This window comes from Butyricimonas hominis (genome assembly GCF_014287455.1).
Taxonomy (GTDB): domain Bacteria; phylum Bacteroidota; class Bacteroidia; order Bacteroidales; family Marinifilaceae; genus Butyricimonas; species Butyricimonas muris.
Window position 1 is genome coordinate 205,790 of sequence record NZ_JACOOH010000004.1, and the last position, 17,927, is coordinate 223,716.

13 protein-coding genes are annotated in these 17,927 nt (G+C 45.8%); 7 read left to right on the forward strand and 6 right to left on the reverse strand.

Translation table 11 applies throughout. The features are described 5' to 3' along the window. Window positions 1-45 precede the first annotated feature (45 nt). From H8S64_RS09880 to H8S64_RS09890, 3 genes are all read right to left on the reverse strand, one after another. On the reverse strand, window positions 46-2,010 hold the full coding sequence (locus H8S64_RS09880; protein ID WP_186975954.1) for a RagB/SusD family nutrient uptake outer membrane protein: 1,965 nt from the start codon (window positions 2,008-2,010) through the stop codon (window positions 46-48). A gap of 18 nt (window positions 2,011-2,028) precedes the next feature. Continuing rightward, entirely contained in the window at window positions 2,029-5,496 is a 3,468-nt protein-coding gene (locus H8S64_RS09885) for a SusC/RagA family TonB-linked outer membrane protein (RefSeq protein ID WP_186975955.1), read from the reverse strand. 91 nt (window positions 5,497-5,587) lie between these two features. Continuing rightward, window positions 5,588-6,817: a FecR family protein gene (locus tag H8S64_RS09890; protein ID WP_186975956.1), complete on the reverse strand. Its 1,230-nt coding sequence runs from the start codon at window positions 6,815-6,817 to the stop codon at window positions 5,588-5,590. 220 nt (window positions 6,818-7,037) lie between these two features. On the opposite strand from H8S64_RS09890, the gene H8S64_RS09895 reads away from it, so the two are divergent. The 6 genes from H8S64_RS09895 to H8S64_RS09920 all read left to right on the forward strand — a co-directional run bounded on the left by H8S64_RS09895 (window position 7,038) and on the right by H8S64_RS09920 (window position 12,976). Next, the gene (locus tag H8S64_RS09895) at window positions 7,038-7,571 is read left to right on the forward strand and encodes an RNA polymerase sigma-70 factor (protein WP_186975957.1); all 534 of its coding nucleotides are present in this window, start codon (window positions 7,038-7,040) and stop codon (window positions 7,569-7,571) included. Between the two features lie 127 nt (window positions 7,572-7,698). After that, on the forward strand, window positions 7,699-8,733 hold the full coding sequence (rlmN, locus tag H8S64_RS09900; protein WP_186975958.1) for a dual-specificity RNA methyltransferase RlmN: 1,035 nt from the start codon (window positions 7,699-7,701) through the stop codon (window positions 8,731-8,733). A gap of 209 nt (window positions 8,734-8,942) precedes the next feature. Next, the gene (locus H8S64_RS09905) at window positions 8,943-9,506 is read left to right on the forward strand and encodes a lipocalin family protein (RefSeq protein WP_186975959.1); all 564 of its coding nucleotides are present in this window, start codon (window positions 8,943-8,945) and stop codon (window positions 9,504-9,506) included. A gap of 40 nt (window positions 9,507-9,546) precedes the next feature. After that, window positions 9,547-10,869 carry a DNA recombination protein RmuC gene (locus tag H8S64_RS09910; RefSeq protein ID WP_186975960.1) on the forward strand — a complete coding sequence of 441 codons (1,323 nt, stop codon included), beginning with the start codon at window positions 9,547-9,549 and terminating at the stop codon, window positions 10,867-10,869. An 87-nt stretch (window positions 10,870-10,956) separates the two neighbouring features. Beyond that, window positions 10,957-11,859 carry a sugar phosphate nucleotidyltransferase gene (locus H8S64_RS09915; RefSeq protein ID WP_099291666.1) on the forward strand — a complete coding sequence of 301 codons (903 nt, stop codon included), beginning with the start codon at window positions 10,957-10,959 and terminating at the stop codon, window positions 11,857-11,859. 34 nt (window positions 11,860-11,893) lie between these two features. Further along, window positions 11,894-12,976, forward strand: coding sequence for a phosphotransferase enzyme family protein (locus H8S64_RS09920; protein ID WP_186975961.1), 1,083 nt, complete (start codon window positions 11,894-11,896; stop codon window positions 12,974-12,976). A 205-nt stretch (window positions 12,977-13,181) separates the two neighbouring features. Here the strand turns inward: H8S64_RS09920 and H8S64_RS09925 are convergent, their stop codons facing one another. The 3 genes from H8S64_RS09925 to H8S64_RS09935 all read right to left on the reverse strand — a co-directional run bounded on the left by H8S64_RS09925 (window position 13,182) and on the right by H8S64_RS09935 (window position 16,588). Continuing rightward, the gene (locus H8S64_RS09925; RefSeq protein ID WP_099291664.1) at window positions 13,182-13,697 is read right to left on the reverse strand and encodes a heavy-metal-associated domain-containing protein; all 516 of its coding nucleotides are present in this window, start codon (window positions 13,695-13,697) and stop codon (window positions 13,182-13,184) included. A 60-nt stretch (window positions 13,698-13,757) separates the two neighbouring features. Continuing rightward, entirely contained in the window at window positions 13,758-16,043 is a 2,286-nt protein-coding gene (locus H8S64_RS09930; RefSeq protein WP_186975962.1) for a TonB-dependent receptor, read from the reverse strand. Between the two features lie 122 nt (window positions 16,044-16,165). Next, complete coding sequence (locus H8S64_RS09935) at window positions 16,166-16,588, reverse strand: hypothetical protein (RefSeq protein ID WP_099291662.1); 423 nt, start codon at window positions 16,586-16,588, stop codon at window positions 16,166-16,168. Window positions 16,589-16,759: 171 nt separating this feature from the next. On the opposite strand from H8S64_RS09935, the gene H8S64_RS09940 reads away from it, so the two are divergent. Continuing rightward, the gene (locus H8S64_RS09940; RefSeq protein ID WP_099291661.1) at window positions 16,760-17,920 is read left to right on the forward strand and encodes a TlpA disulfide reductase family protein; all 1,161 of its coding nucleotides are present in this window, start codon (window positions 16,760-16,762) and stop codon (window positions 17,918-17,920) included. Window positions 17,921-17,927: the final 7 nt, after the last annotated feature.

A 17,927-nucleotide genomic window follows, 5' to 3' on the forward strand; every position in this document is an offset into this window, starting at 1 on the left:
TTAAGTTCACAATCTAAAATCGTAAATCTACAATCATAAATTCATTTACCATCCCAAGTTCTGCACGCAACCGGAATTCATGATCTCCATACTCGCGATAGGCCAGAAATAATCCCGCGGTGCCACGAATTTATTCTCATTGCTAACAATCACCGGACCTTTGCCATGGTTATAGAAGTTTTGAGCGTCTTTACCCGTGACTACCCAACCATACAATTTGTCATTCAACTCCACGTGAGCTGTTTTCCAGCGACGCAAATTCCAGAAACGCATCCCCTCGAACGCAAATTCGATGTTCCACTCCTGGCGGATGATTTCACGTAAGCCTGATTTATCTTTCACTTTATTCTTATCCTTTGCCATTGCCCAAGACACCTCTACATCCGGAATTCCGGCACGCTTGCGGACCTCATTCAAGTACTTGTAAGCATTGGGCATATCGTCTATCTCGTTGTATGCCTCTGCCGCCAACAAATATAACTCCGCCACACGAATCAAGGGGAACGGTCTTTTACCCCGGGAATTTAGACTCGTTGCATAGTCATGAAGAGCGCAGGAAGAATATATCCATTTTTTCAAGAAATAACCGGTCAGATTTTGGCGCAACAAGGAATTGACACGATTCTCTTTTAGCCCGAAATCCTCACCCTGGTACACCTCCACCTTGTAACGATGGTCGGTAGTCGGTCCCAATTGCCAGTACGTGCGGTCTGCAGCGATATCGGCATAAAAACGCGGTTCTCGACGCGTATGCAGATAAGGAATCTCTTCCTCCAACATGATAACATCAGTATATTTCGGATCGGTCACTTTTATTAACTGGTAGGGGTTACCACCACCATAAGTGGGGTCTTGGTCAATGGGCAAACCATTGTCCGTGTAGAACATTTCCACCATCTTCATGCTGGGGCTAATACAAGCTCCTTGCAATTTGCTCTCTCCCGTCGGGGTACGAGGTAAAGTATAAGGGTAAAATTCTCCCGCCGCACCATTGGGTTTAATCATGAGTAAGGCTTCAGCGCTCTGGAAATTAAAGGTAGTGGTGGACATTTCGATATTTTTCATGTATCCCAATAATTCAGATGTCCCGGATTGCCCGTCGACCAATTTTTTCCCGCTCTCTAAACAAACCTCGATAGCCTCGACAGCAGCCTTAGCAGCTCGTCGCCATTTCTCCGGATCTTTCGTCGTGCTGAACAAGGGTTCCCCGTTTTTATTCGTGAAATCCCGGTAATCGGGGTTCCCGTTAAACAAATCGGAAGCTTGATACGCCAACGCACGGGCTTTCAGTGCCAAGGCCGCCTCTTTGCCGAAATAAGCCCGCCGACTGGCTTCCTTCTGCTCCAACGGGAAAAGTAACTTCGCCGCCTCATCACACAATTGAACAATTGCATTGAAACAAGTATCCACGTGACTGCGCGGCACTTTCATCGACTGCACGTCCACGTTCGGGTCGATATTCTCAGGAACCAGAATAATAGGCCCGTAACGACGCACCAATTCAAAATAGTAGTACGCCTTCAACGCCATCACCTCTCCTTTCCGTTCACGCTTCTCTGCATCGTCCCAATTATACACCTGATCAACCTTACTGATAAAATGATTACACATATTGATCGCCGTGTAGTAATCCGTTCTACCTACTAAATTCCCATTTATAGCTACTTTTTTCGACCAACGGTCACTATACGGGTCCAATGAAGTCTGCATCGCACTACCAATCATCAATCCGGCGAACACGGGACGTTGATTGCCGTCAATTATACTTCGCACGTAATCGCACGCCACAAACTCGTCAGCACCAAAGAATGCCTCGTTTTCCATAATCGATGGAACGGGCTCCTGCAAAAAGATGTAACAACTTCGTAACCATTCCTCTGCCTCATTCCGAGTCTCGAACTCCGTATCCAAGGTTGTCATATCTTCCTCCGGCACGATATCCAACCAACTATCGCAAGCGGAAAAAAGGAAGAACGGCATTAATAAAACTGATGATAATAATCGTTTCATATCGTCATACTTTTTAAATTAGAAACTAACACTCACACCCACGGCATAAGTTTTTTGTATCGGGTAATTGAACCCGTTCTCACCCAACTCTACATCCCACAACTTGAAGTTACTGAACATAAACGGATTGTTCGCCCTAGCAAAGAATTTCACGTTTTGCATGCGAAGTTTCGTGCGCAAATTCAAGGGTAGATTGTAAGCCACCTCTAACGACGTACAACGCAAGAAACGACATTCACGCATGAAATAGGTGGATTTACGCTCCCCGTTATTAATGTTATCCCAATCTTCCTGGGGGTTATTGACCGTGATACTCTGCGTGGAAAGGCGCGGCCAGAAAGGACGATCGCTTGCGTTCTTCTCCGTCCAATGGCTGTCGTATATCGCTTTCAACATGGCATGATCGTTCACGAAGGGAGAGAGTGCCCCCGGATTAAGGAAGAATCCCCGGTTACCGGATCCTTGAAACGAGAAATTGAATTCCCAGTTCTTATAGTTGACGAAACCGCTGAAACCATAGATGATACGCGGTGTTTCGGGGAACCCGATATGCACGGCATCTTCCACGTCAATCGTACCGTCGCCGTTGATATCGCGATAGCGAATATCTCCCGGCTCCGCCGTGGATTGAGTAGGAGAGTTATCAATTTCTGCCTGATCATGGAACAATCCCTCAGCAATATACCCGATCTGTTGCGAAATCTCGTGTCCCTTTTTCCATTGCCAACGAGGCTTGTCGGTAGCCTCTTCCAGTTCCTTGTAAACCGCTTTATTGTAAGTGAAGGTTCCATTCAAGATAATCCAGAAATCGGGCGAGAAAGCGTGTTGCACTTTTGCTGACAAATCCATACCGCGAGAACGCACTTTACCCATGTTGTCCAACGGGTACAATTCGATACCCATGTTGGCAGGAATCACCGTACGGTTAGCGATAATATTATGGCGAATCTCTTGGTAAATATCAACATTCAATTCCAATACATCTCTAAAGAAACGAGATTCCAATCCCAAATTTACCTGTTCGGAAATTTCCCATTTCACATCCGGATCCCCGTAATTTTGAATTTGTTTTCTTCTAAAAGCATCATCGTTACCAACCTCCGGATAAACACCTGCATTCACGTATTCAGACTTACCAATCTGTGGCATATACACGAAACGCGGAGTAGCGATAATCCCGTCATTACCGACCTTCCCGTAAGAACCTCGCAATTTCAAGAAAGAAACGATATTACTTGCACCTTGCAAGAAATTTTCTTTCGACACGATCCAAGCAGCTCCCGCGGAAGGGAAGAATCCCATGCGATTATTTTTCGTGAAACGCTCGGAACCATTGTAACCGAAACTGGCTTCTACAAAATAGCGATCCAAGAACCCGTAGCTGCCACGCATGGAAAAACTTAAATTACGGTTTTCAATACCATCATACAAATCTTTAGTCGGGGCATGACTTGCCTGACGAGCTTGAAAGACAGCAGTCAAAGAAGTTTGGTGCTCTCCCCATGCCGCCATGTGCAACAAACGTCCCTCGTATACCCATTGGGTGGAGATACTCCGACTAATTCCTGTTCCCAATTCTGGTTTTCCCAAGGTACGACGCCCATTGTTATTCACTGGAGTCAAAAAATGTTCGCCCGTTTCAAAATCATATCCCCCGTTCTCCGGATCACAAGCATAATAAAAAGGTTTGGTTTCATAAATTTCTTGGAAATAATTGGAATTCGAGTACGATACGCTGGCTCGTAACTCCAGACCTTTCAACAAGGTAGATAAATTGTGAATATACTCGAGCCGAGAGGTTAAGGAAAACCGTCCTCGCTCCGTGTAACCGGCTTGTATACTAGCATAAGGGTTAACTACATCATCTCGCCCTTTCACGTTCCCGAAACGAAGATGAGGCCATCCATTTTCCTTATCGCCCGGGTAAGTGGGGGCGAAATCCACCGGCGATGCGTTAAACGCCATAGCATAAGCCGTATGCACATCCGCTTTAGGTCCATGATATTTGTCCACGGAAAAAGAGGTATTTGCCAATAAACGAATCCCGGCATTCAGGTTCACGTTCAAGTTCAAACGAGAGGAAAGAGTGGAATTCTTGATATTCACGTCAAACTGATTCAATTTGTCGGTTTTCAACATACCTTCATCATTCACGTAATTCACAGAAGCATAGTATTGCACCAGTTCGGAGCCCCCACGCACGTTTACACCCACACGGTGGTTGATAGATACATCTTTAAACAAAATCTTGTACCAGTCATTAGCAGGATAAAGCCACGAGGGATACCTGGGATCTCCCGTGCGCTCGATTTTCGTCAACGAATAGGCGGGAGTGGCACTCGGGTTACGAGTAATCAACGCCTCGTTATACATCAACATATACGTTTTCGGGTCTACAACCTCGATTTTATCCGTCGGCATGGAAGCTACAGCCTCGTAACGCACAGAGGTATAAACGCTTCCCGCCTCTCCTTTCTTCGTGGTCACGAGGATTACACCGTTCGCCCCACGGGCTCCGTACATCGCCGTGGCGGAGGCATCTTTCAACACGGAGAAACTTTCAATGTCTTCCGGTGCCATACGGGCCAAATCCAAACGAGAGGATTCTACCCCGTCAATCAACACCAAAGGCTCGGAAACCCCGTTGGATGAACTGATACCGCGGATGTAAAATTTAGTATTCATCTCTTCCTCGGTCAATGCACCTGGCGCACCACCCGTTTGCCAACCAATGATACCGGCGATCTTTCCGGCAAAACTGGAAGTCAAATCACTACTTGATGATTTCAAATCCATCGGGCGAACGGTGGTGATAGAGGAAACCACACTTTCCTTTTTTTGCTCACCGAATGCCACAACGGTCACCTCCTCGAGGTTTTCCTCGGTGGGATTTAATGTAACATTTAACTTGCTTTTCCCTTTAACATCAACGGTCACGGTCTTGTACCCGATGAAAGAAACCCGCAATACATCGTCCGGCTTGGCGGCAATGGTATATTGCCCTTCCCCATCGGAAGCAACACCCTGCGTTGTCCCCACAATCATGACCGTAGCCCCTGCAACAGGATTTCCCTTTTCGTCCACTATACGACCACTGATTTTAAGCAAATTGGATTCCTGTTTCGGCCCGACAAGAATTTTACCGTTTGCTTGTTGTGAACAAGTTAATCCGGTTCCCTCCAAACAAGCCTTTACCGCCTCGAACACGGTGGTATTTTCCCGTTTTAAGGTAATCTTTTTCGCCTCTTTCATCACGACCTCTTCCCGGAAGGTGACCACGTTTCCTCCCAATCGATTGATCTCGTGCAGTGCCCGCAACACGCTGAAATCCTTGAAGTCAATTGAAATGGTTTTCTGATTTGCCTGCTGCGCTAAAAGCGAGGCAGACCCCAGCAACAGTGCCACGAAAAGTGAAAAAACACTAAACGATTTTCCGCACGTGCATAAAAGTCCTGAAAAGACTTTTGGTTTCGTCCTTTTTTTCATAGATTTGTGATATTAAATTTAACATTAGCCTTGTCGCTGAACAAGGTCGTCAAAGTGGAGCGCCCGCGAAGTTGCTCCATTTTGCTTTTTATTATGATTTACTTCTTACGTACACGACATTTCCCTCGATTTTAAATTCAGGTCCCCCCGTGAAGGTGAACGCCTCCAAGATAGACTTCAGCGTCTCGTCCTTGCTGAAGTAACCGTTGAACGTGTAATCCTTCTTTGCCCCGGTTTCATAAATAAATTTCACGCCATACCAACGCTCGATCTGCCGGGTCACAACCTCTATATTTTCTTTATTAAACATGAACATTCCCTCTTTCCAAGCGATGACGTTATCCAGATTCGCCTCGGACACGCTCAATTTCCCGGTTTGTTGATTCCAGTCCGCCTGCTTGCCGGGTGAAAGCACCACCTTGCCAGTGGTATCCGCCAATGACGCCACGTCTACCTTCCCGGTGAAAAGTGTAGTAATCACATCAGCTTCATTCTTGTAAGCCTTGATATTAAAAGAGGTTCCCAACACCCTCGTGCGGATATCGTTGGTTCGCACGATAAAAGGCCGTGCGGCATCCGGGGTTACCTCGAAGAACGCTTCGCCTTCCAAGCGTACCACCCTTTCGCCCTTGCCGAAAAGAACGGGAAATTCCAATTCACTCTCGGAATTGAGCCAAACCCGGGTTCCGTCGCTTAATACCAAAGAATAGAAGCCCCCGGTTGTCGTGATAACCTTGTTCATCTCCAACTTATCCGGCATCACCGAGTCTGCTTGCATCCGGTCGGAATCGTAAACCAACTTGTCCTCCTGTCCCATGACCAACGCTGTCCCCACCCGAGTGGAATCCTGTTGTATCTTGGTCATCCCCACTTTTTCCCCGTCCGCCAAAACCAGAATTACCTTATCCTGTACTGTCGTCGCGGAAGGCAACACCTTGGCAACTTCCACTTTTTTGAGTTGTACCTTTTTCGGGGTATCTAGCACGTACTCGAAAAGGAGCATACTCCCCAGTATGAAGACTGCCGCGGCACTACCGCACCACAAGAGATAACGTTTTACCCGCTTTTGCCTGTTCCGCCTCGTCAAAGAGCGCAAAATATCGGACTGCAATTTCCCGTAGTCCGTTTGTAGATCGTATCCCGATTTCAAATTCAAATGTTCCTTCAAACTCCCGTCGGCAACAATCTTGTCATAAAGCGCCTGCCGCCCTTCGCTCCCTTTAATCCAGACCTCAAACACCCGCTTCTCCTCTTCGGTAGCGATGCCGTATCTTACGCGTAAGATGATCCGTGCGATTTGATGACTCTGAAATTCTTTCATTCTTTTACATTTTATCTAAAGACACCACTGATTATCGTTTGGTATTACACGAGAGGATAATTTTTTTGAAAATATTTTACAATCACAATCGTACTCCTTGATTTTTCAAGAAAGACAAAACCACGTATTGCAGGAATCATATAAAAATGTGTATATTTGTTGCACATTTATTCATCCAATATTGTAGTGGTGCTTCATTGGATTAGTAAAAGATTTCTATATGCGAAGTAATAAAAAGGTCACGGGCAATCATTTTGATCTGGGAGATTTTATCCGAGAGTACTTCGCATCTTTATGCGCCATCGCATTCAAAATAACCGGAGATTCGGATGCCGCACAGGATATAGCTCAAGAGGTGATCATCAAATTTTGGGAAAACAAAAAACAACACGAGAATCTGGAATCCATCGAAAATTACCTGTTTATCATGGTGCGCAACGAATCCTTGAATTATCTCCGGGGACTCGCCCGTGAAAAGAACCGTTACGAGCAGGTAACATTTATTAATGAACAGGAAGATTCCGTGTGGGACACGATTATCGAGCAAGAAACGAATCTACTGTTACTCGAAGCCATTGATGCCCTTCCTCCTCAATGCAAACGAATCGTGGACCTTTCCCTCGCCGGGAACAACACGAAAGAGATCGCAGAAGAATTGGGCATTGCCGTGAATACCGTCAAAGTATTGAAAAGCCGAGCAATTCATAAATTGAGGGAATATTTTTCAGAGAATGATATTTGGATAGAGTTTTAGGGTAAAATAGTTTCCAGTAGCGTTGGAAACTATTTTTCAGTGTCACTGGAAACTATTTTCTATTACAGCTGCATAGTTTCCTACTTTCCGGTTTTCTCCTTATCTTCGCGGTGGAAAACGACAACACATGGAAAAAACAAATATACGGGCATACACACAAAAGGAGTTGGCAGAAATCCTCGTGCAACACGGGGAGAAGGCATTTAGGGCAAAGCAAATATGGCAATGGCTTTGGCAAAAGGGAGTTACGAATTTTGATGACATGAGGAACCTGTCGAAAGAAACCCGGGAACGTCTTGCCTCACTATTCACTTTACAGACCGGTACACTTACTCATCGGCAAGAAAGCAGCGACGGTACTACAAAGTTAGGATTCACGTTGCCCGACGGTAATCTGATCGAGGCTGTTCTTATCCCCAGCCGGGATAAAGCGACAGCTTGCGTGTCCTCACAGGTGGGATGTAAACTGAAATGTAGTTTTTGTGCCACAGGAGGATTGGGATTCACCCGCAACCTGCTGCCGGAAGAGATATACGACCAAGTAGTTGCCGTCAAACGCCTGGCGGAAGAAAGAGGCACACCGCTTTCCAATATTGTATTCATGGGAATGGGAGAACCGTTATTGAACTACGACAACGTGCTGCAAGCGATAGACCGTATCACGGGAAACGACGGATTGGGCATGTCACCCTCGCGCCTCACGTTATCCACCTCGGGAATAGTGGAAGGTATCCGGCGCCTTGCCGATGACAACGTACGTTTCAATCTCGCCATTTCTCTACACTCCGCGATGAATGCCACACGGGATAAAATCATGCCGATTAACAAAGCATATCCGCTCCCGGAATTGGCAGAAGCAATAAAATACTTTGTCGACAAAACCGGAACTCGCCCCACTTTCGAGTATCTATTACTGAAAGGCGTAAATGACAGTCTTGAAGATGCCAAAGCACTGGCTATATTCTGTCGTCAATTCCCTGTGAAAATAAATATCATCGAATATAACGAAGTCGACAACGCCCCCTACCGCCACAGTCCCGACGCGAACAGGGACCAATTCGTCCGCTTCCTCAAAAGCAAAAACATCGTGGTCAACGTCCGCCGCAGCAAAGGTAAAGATATAGATGCGGCTTGCGGGCAATTGGCGAACAAGAATAAATGAGTTCATAAAGTAATAAACCCTAGCGGGCACTTTATTTATAACAGCACTAACGGACAATTAACACCCGTGACTCTATGGGCTTTACACCCTTACGAACTCGCTAAAGAATACTTTATAAACTTTATGAACTTTATAAACTTTATAAACTAACCTCACCTCCCTGCTTCACGTATTACGAGCAACTAAACACCTTACTGTCAACTCGTACTATGAAAACATTATTAGTAGCGATATTGCTTGTCGGATGCAATATCACGTCAGCAACAGCGCAATCCGACGGAACGATTAACAACCGGGCAATCGACTCACTCGACTTGAAAAAGTATGTCGGCCTATGGTATGAAATTGCACGTTTTGACCATCCTTTCGAGCGGGGGCTGGTCGGAGTAACAACCAACTATGTTGTCAAACCCGACGGCGACATAGAAGTCATCGGATGCGGCTATCGGGACAGTCTATCGGGAGAGAAAAAAGAGATTGTCGGGAGAGTACATATCCCGGACACCACTCGCCCCGGGGTGCTGAGAGTCACGTTTTTTCTGGTTTTCAACACGGACTACCACATTCTGGAGGTTGAAAAGGATTACAGTGCAGCCCTCATCGGCAGTTCACAATGCGACCACCTCTGGATCGTGAGCCGTACGCCGAAACTGCCTCCCCAAAAATTACAAGACCTTATACACAGGGCACAGAAACGGGGGTATGACACGACCGCACTGATTTTCGTTCCACACGAGCGGGAACAAATCCGACAGGAGTTCACCAAACTCTGAGTAATTTTCCATATTTTTGAACCGTTAAAGGCTCAGAAATATGGAATTATTCATGTATATCACCGGGGGAGCACTTTTACTCCTCAATATCATACTGCTCGTAATCTTGCTCCGCACCCGAAAGAGCACGGATGCCCGGGAATCTTTTGTTCAACTGGAACAGAGTATAGGCCGCGTGGAAAAAGCATTTCGGGAGGAATTCCGCTATAACCGGGAAGCGGACGAGAACCGCTCCCGACAGGATAGAGAAGAACTTGCCGCATCACTCAACAATTTTCGCACGGAGCACCGGGAAGCACTAAAAAATATCACGACACAAACAAATGCCGCCATAGAAGCGTTCCAGAAAAGTTTCACCGAAAGCATGAACGCCTCGAACCGCCTGCAACGGGAGAAACTGGGCGAGCTGAGTACCCGCCAACAGGAGCTTCTGCAAAACACGGAAAAACGGCTGGAAGAGATGCGTGCCACCGTGGACGAAAAACTACAAAAAACACTTCACGAGCGCATCGGTCAATCATTCGAACTCGTGAGCAAACAACTCGAAAGCGTGCAGAAAGGATTAGGAGAAATGCAGACCCTCGCCCAAGACGTGGGAGGACTAAAACGAGTACTCAGCAACGTGAAAATACGCGGAACAATAGGAGAAGTACAACTCTCCATGCTTCTTGAACAAATCCTCGCACCGGAACAATATGACACGAATGTCAAAACGAAGAGAGGCTCGGACAAACTGGTGGAGTTCGCCATAAAACTACCGGGAAAAGACAACGGCGAAGACTCCGTCTATCTCCCCGTGGATGCCAAATTCCCGAAAGATATCTACGAACAACTATTAGAAGCCCACGAGAGCGGTGACCCGAAACGTGTAGAAACCGCCTCCCGCAATATAGAGCAGACCATCCGGGGTATGGCAAAAGACATCCGGGAGAAATACCTCGACCCGCCCCACACGACCGATTTCGGTATCATGTTTCTTCCTTTCGAGAGCATTTACGGGGAAGTGATTCGCCGTTCCTCGCTGTTGGAGCAGTTACAACAGGAGTATCATGTCATCGTGACGGGACCAACCACGCTTGCCGCTATCCTCAACAGTCTGCAAATGGGATTCCGTAGCTTAGCCATCCAAAAACGAAGCAGCGAAGTATGGCGTATCTTGAGCGCCGTGAAAACCGAGTTTGACAAATTCGGCGGGATGCTCGAAAAAGCTCAAAAGAATCTCCAGACGGCAAACAACCAACTTGAAGAAGTCATGGGAAAACGCACCCGTGCCATACAACGCCACCTGCGTTCGGTGGAAGCATTGCCCACCCAAGATGCCCCGACTCAACTTCCGGAACCGGACATCACGGAGGAAGTATAAAAACAAATACATCTTGCTAGCTTCTTTCCCGACTTTTTATTAGTTTTGCCCTAACAAGAGATTATTCATAAGAAATTAAATATATTTATGGAAACAAAGAAAAACAAAACCACCCTGCTCATTATGGCAGCCGGTATGGGTTCCCGGTTCGGTAGTCTGAAACAACTCGCGTTGTTGGGACCGCACAAAAAAACATTATTGCACTACTCCATTTATGACGCCGTGCATGCCGGATTTGACAAGATCGTTTTCATCATCCGCCGCAGCTTTGAAGAAGAATTTAAAGAAGCCGTGGGGAAATATGCCGAAAGTCTGGTGGAAACCGTGTATTGCTTTCAGGAAATGGATCGGCTGCCCGGGAATATGCCTCCTATCGAACGGGAGAAACCGTGGGGTACGGCACACGCTATCTGGTCGGCAAAAGACAGTATCAACGAACCTTTTATCGCTATCAACGCCGATGACTTCTACGGTCGTGACGCTTTCGTGAAGATGCATGATTTCATCGCAAATAATCCGGACGAAAACTGTTTCAGCCTTGCCGGTTACCGGTTAGCAGCCACGCTGTCGGAAAACGGTACCGTATCGCGGGGAGTATGTACCGCGGACAAAGACAACTTCCTGACCAGCATCACGGAACGCACCAAAATCGGACGTGAAGGTACGGTTATCAAAGACATGGACTCCGGTGTTATCCTCCACGAGGACGATGTGGTATCCATGAATTTCTGGGGATTCACGCCTATGCTTTTCGGGGAAATCGAAAAACAGTTTGTCGACTTTTATCATGCCAACAGCAATAACCCGAAATCGGAGATATACATCCCGTTCGTGGTAGACGAACTGATCAAGCAGAAGACCGTGAAAGTGAAAGTACTGAACACCAGTGCAAAATGGTTTGGTGTCACTTACAAGGAAGACACGGAACTCGTGAACAATGCCCTACAAAAATTCGACGGGGAAGGGCTGTACACGGACATGGGGAAATAAAAAAAACAACGGGAAAAACATAAAAAACAACGCCATGGATAAACTAAAGAAGATATACGACACGTTCGTATCCAGCGGTCGATTCGTGTCGGCCACGCCTTACGGGTCCGGGCACATCAACGACACTTATCTCGTCAAGGTAGATGAGGATGTTGAATATATCCTTCAACGGCTCAATAGCAACGTATTCAAGGATATTCCAAAACTCGTGAAAAACAAGGAACTGGTATGCGGACACATTCGTAACCGTCTGCTCCGACACAAGGTGAGCGATATCACCCGTAAATACATCACGTATTTCTACACGGACAAAGGAAACGCGTATCACAAGGATTACGAAGGGAACTACTGGACTCTCTCCCTGTTTATCAAAGGCTCAAAGAGTTACGACGTCATTCCGGACTCCCAGATCGCTTATCAAGTGGGTATCGGGTTCGGCGAATTCGAAAACCGGATATCCGATTTTGACGCCAGATTATTGACGGAAACGATTCCTTTATTCCATAACGTTCCCAGACGCCAGCGAGAATTAAAAGAAGCACTGGCAAAAGCCAGCCCTGAAAGAATCGAGTCAAGTAAAGAATTGCTCGAATATTTAAAGAAATTCGACAAGCAAATGCTCGAATTACAGCAGCTGAAAGACGACGGGTTCCTTCCGCTTCGGGTGACACATAACGACACGAAAGCCAACAATCTTTTGTTCGACCACAACGATCGCCCGCTATGCGTGATTGATCTGGATACCGTGATGCCGGGAATCGTGCATTATGATTTCGGGGATGCCATCCGTTCCGCTTGTAACTCGGCCGGGGAAGAAACCCGCAACCTTGATGAAGTGGTATTCAACATGGCATTTTTTGAGGCGTTCACTGCCGGATTCATGGAAAAGGCAAAACACCTCTTTACCCTAAGAGAGAAAAAAACACTGGCACAAGGATGTATTCTGATGACCTATTTGCAAGCGGTACGTTTCCTGACGGATTACCTTGACGGTGATCATTACTACCCGATCACCTACCCGGAGCACAACCTGCAACGGACAAAAGTGCAAGTCCGCCTTCTACAAGACATGGAACGTCACTTCGAGAAAATGAATCAATTCATTCAGGAACAATAAAAAATAGGGTGGCTTTGCCACCCTATTTTAGTCTGTAAGGTCCATAAAGTCGAGCCTTCGGCTCCTAAAGTCCATAAAGTCCATTATTTCATAACGCAATGATATACACTATCATAATACATACATCACCCGTACATTTGGCCTTACGACATTATGGACTTTCAGACCTTACGGACGAGAAGGTGTGTTTCGACACACCTTCCTCTTATTTCTTTTTGCAGCAATCTTCTTTCTTTCCGGTTTTAGAGCAGCAATTGTCACCGCATTCTCCCTTGCACGTTTGATCTTTTTTGTGATGATCACATTTGCCTTCACATTCATGCTTTCCGCTCTTGTGGTCACATTGGCTGCAATCTCCTTTGCACTCTGCTTTTGCACCTTCTTTGCAACATTTGTGTCCTTTGTCGCATTTGATAACTTTACCGTCTTTGTCACACAAAGCAAGAACTTTCACGTCATGTCTTTCGATAGCCGCTTTCAATCCCGGCAAGGAGTTCTTATCCATACGATAGGTCACCAACACGGTAGAATCCTTCATATTCAACTTGTAATCCTTTATCCCTTTCTCGAAAGGCATATTCTTGTCTAACTTCGCTTTACAAGAAGGACAATGGATTCCCACCTTGAAAATAACAGTCGTATCTTTTTTTGCTTGCGCATTCACGGTTAAACCCATCATTACGAACACTACCAGCGTAAATAAAATCTTCATTGTTTTCATATTCAAATATTTATTTATTATCAATTTTTAGTCTTCAACTTTTATCTTTTAGTTTTTATCTCATCCTTTCCGGTCTAAAGCAAAACGCAAACCGATATAGAATTTACGTCCATGAAGAGGGCCCCAGACTTTCGACGAGTCGAACGTACTGCTCCAAGGATCGTGAGCGTTCACGATCGGATTTTTCTGCGTGAAATCGCCGATATTCTCGCATCCGGCATAAACACTCCACAAGCGGAAATATTTTGTCACCTGAGCGTTCATAATCTGGAATGCATCGAAACGAGGTGCAACCCGAAACTCATCAGCAATGCCTCCCTGTTCGGGTAAACGACCGGAACCGTTGAACTGCGTGGTGAAATCGAACTGCCACTTTTTCAGGTTCGTGAAATACGACAAGTTCACCATACCTTTGTAACGACTGGTAAACGGGGTACGTCTCAACTCTCCTTTAATCGTGGTCTTCACGTCATTATAACGATATGCCACCGTCGCTTCCAGACGAGGAATCAATTCGTATTTCACCTCTGCCTGATAGCAATTGGAATAGGACTTCCCTTCCAGATTATAGAAATTCACCTGATCGAATGTCGTTTCGTTATCCACTACCACTTGATCGTTGAACTTCGTGTGATAGTAATCAAGATTAACATTCAACGTGCGTCCGAACAAAGTAAACTTCCGGTTCACGTTTGCCCCGAAATTCCAAGAATCTTCCATCTTCAACTCGTCCAACAAGTGAGGATTCTTAGCCAATAACTTACCTTCCACGTAAAAATTAGCGGCAGAAGCCAAGAGGTAGCTATTCTCCGCGAGAATATTCGCCGTGCGTAATCCCCGCCCGAAAGTAGCTTTTATATTCGTGAACTCATCCGGCTTATACATGATATGAGCCCGGGGCGTCCAGATACTACCGAAAATATTGTGATAATCATAACGCAAACCCGCCATCACGACAAACCGCTCGTCCAAAAACTCTCCCGTGTACTGGAAGAAAGCCCCCGGAACACGCTCCTCGCGCTTGAAAGTAGCATCCACCCCCTCGAGTCCGTCCGCCACGACCAATTGATCGCGGAAATCCTCGTCATACTTGTCATAAGTAAAACTAATACCTGCCGAGTACATCTGTCCCGGATTATTCCCGAATATGGACTGATAAATATAATTAGCGAAGAAACTCTTTTGTCCCGCATTATATATTTTCTTCCCGTAATACGAATCCTGCGTGTGATCCGTGTAATTCAGCAGCAATGCCATACTCGTGTTCTCGTATTGAGGCATCAGATACCCTAACTTCAAGAATCCCTCGTAACGACGCGTATCGATACCTATCTTGTAAAGCCCGTAGGTCGGATTCGGCTCGGCATGTCCCCCGTGCGAGGTTTGTCCCCCCTCACGAGTTTCGTCGATAAACTTTCCGCCGAATTGAAGGAACCAAGAATCATCCTTGTACGCCCAACGATTCATCACGTTATACTGTGTCTTTTCGGGCATATCCAGAAAACCGTCCTTATTCCCGTCGTGCGGCTCCTCCATCCAGTCCCCGTGCAAAAGGAACATCGTGCTCCATTTATCATTAAAACGAATACTGAAATTAGAGTTAAACTCGTACATCCCCTCGCTACTGGTAAACACGTTTGCCGAAAACAATTCCGGATCACGGGGTTTCTTGTAATCCACGCTGATCTGGCCTGCCATCGACTCGTAGCCGTTGATAACCGAACCGGTACCTTTAGACACGGAAATAGCCGACATCCAAGGACCGGGAATATAAGTCAACCCGTACAGAGAAGCGAGTCCCCTGAAATTAGGCATATTCTCCGTCATCATCTGCACGTATTTTCCCGTCAGCCCGAGCAACTGAATCTGTTTCGCTCCCGTCACCGCATCCGCGTAAGAAACATCCACGGACGCATTGGTCTCGAAACTTTCGCCCAAGTTACAGCAAGCGGCTTTACACAATTCCTCCCCGGTAATCAATTGCTCGATCAACGGGCGATTGGTCGTCATCACCGTACTTTGCTTCCGGGCTTGCACGTTCACTTCATCCAACAACTCCCCAGATTGTAACGTACAAGTAACAAACTTATCCGTCGATTTTACTTGAATAGTATCCGACCGATAACCGATGAAGCTGATTACCAACTTTCCCACCTTCTCCCACTTCAACTTGAACTCTCCGTTACCGTCCGTCACGGCTCCTTTGCTCGTTCCGACCCAATACACGTTTGCCCCGGCAAGCGGTTCCTCGCCATCGGCTGTTTCCTCCATAACCCGGCCTTTAATTGTTTGCGCCTGCAATCCGAAAGACGCGAACAAACACACCATAATAAAAAGATTTCTCATACAATTACTTTCGCTCTTGATTTTAGTTTCAATTCACACATAATACTTCTCGGCCAAGCATACACGCACGACCAGTCTGAAAGGGACCCGCGGGGATTCCTTCTTCACGGAACAGAAATAAATCAACAACGGAATGTACACAGCAACTCCAATGGCGGAGAATTATCCGTGTACGTCAAGGCAGGATTAAATGATTTGACAATAGATGTAGCACGATCGGAAAAGACAGGGGCAGAATCCACCTCCATCACCATATCGCTGAACTGCACCTCGAAATGAGAAGCAGCCCACTCGCCGTAGACCTTATAATATGTATGCTGTTGTTTCGCGTTATCACAATTCTTTTTGTGCATATTATGGCACGAGTGACAACAAACACAACCGTGCGTACAAGGACACGGCGTATCAGCAGGAATGAATATCAAACGCGAATAAGTTTCCTGACAACGATGGCAGTACACCTTACTCACATTTACCCCGATTGTCCCTAAAAGGAAAACAACCAATAACAGAAGGGCGCGTATATTCATTTTTTGCTGTTTCATCGTTTGCAAAAATAAAACTTTATTTCAATCCACATACTCTAAAACAGAGCATTAACAATTTATTAACGTTTTTTTTATTCAAATTCTCTCTCTATTGATGTAAAAAATCGAAAAAAAGTATTACTTTCGAATTTCAATATAGATGTAGATTATTTATCATTCCAACAAACTATGAGAAAAATATTACTATTCGGGCTATTTGTAGTTCTTATCGCTTCTTGCAGCAAGAAAACGAATGTCGAGATCACCGGAGCCATCAAAGATGCGGACAACACGAAAGTATACTTGGAACAAATTGACGTGAGTTCCCGGAAAGTTATAGACTCAACAAAAATTAACAAGAAAGGAGAGTTTACTTTCAAGATTAATGTTGACCTACCGACCTTCTATGCGCTAAAATTCGCTAATAACGAGCAGGTTACAATCATCGCCACTCCGGAAGAAAAAATAGAAATAAGTGGAAAACTCGATGACATCAAGAACAACTATTGGGTAGATGGATCGGAAAATTCATTGTGGATCAAATTATTAAACTTCCAACTCGATCGCACGATCACGCTGACCGACTCCTTGAGAAAATCCTATCAGGCGCTGCCGCAGGAGCCTGCTTACGACAAACAAAGAGAAGAATACGCCAAAGCTTGGGAGGAGGCTATAAACAAACAGATCAACTTCACCCGGGATTTTATCATCAAACACGCAACCTCTCCGGCATCCTACTACGCCCTGTACCAGAAAATCGGAGGAAATCTCGGTATCATGGACGAGATAGAAGACCTTCATTATTTCAAGGTAGTGGCATCGTCATTAACCGCTTTGTACCCGGAATCGCAATACACGAAAGCGATCATGAACCATTTGAAAGAAATATCCCAAGCGATCCGCAACCAGCAATTGGCAGCCGTGATCAACAACTCGGAAAGTTCTCTGCCGGACATCACTCTTCCCAACACGGAGGGGAAACCGGTATCATTGCTCTCCCTGAAAGATAAATATATCGTGCTCGACTTCGGGCTAATCACCGCCAAAGAAAGTCAGGAATACATCAAGGAGATGAAAACGGTATATGACAAATTCAAGAAACAGGGCGTTGAAATCTACATGGTCTGTCTGGATAAAAACAGATTGCTGTGGGAAGAAATCATAAAACAGAACAAGATCAACTGGATTTGCGTATGGGATGAAGGTGGTTTGCAAAGCAGAGCTGCCGCAAGCTGGAACATCAAAAATATTCCGGCAAACTATATCATCAACCAGAAAAAAGAGATTGTCGGCAAGAACTTGTACGGCAGTCGTCTGGAAGATCGTTTGAACACTTTATTGAAGAAATAATAAAAAC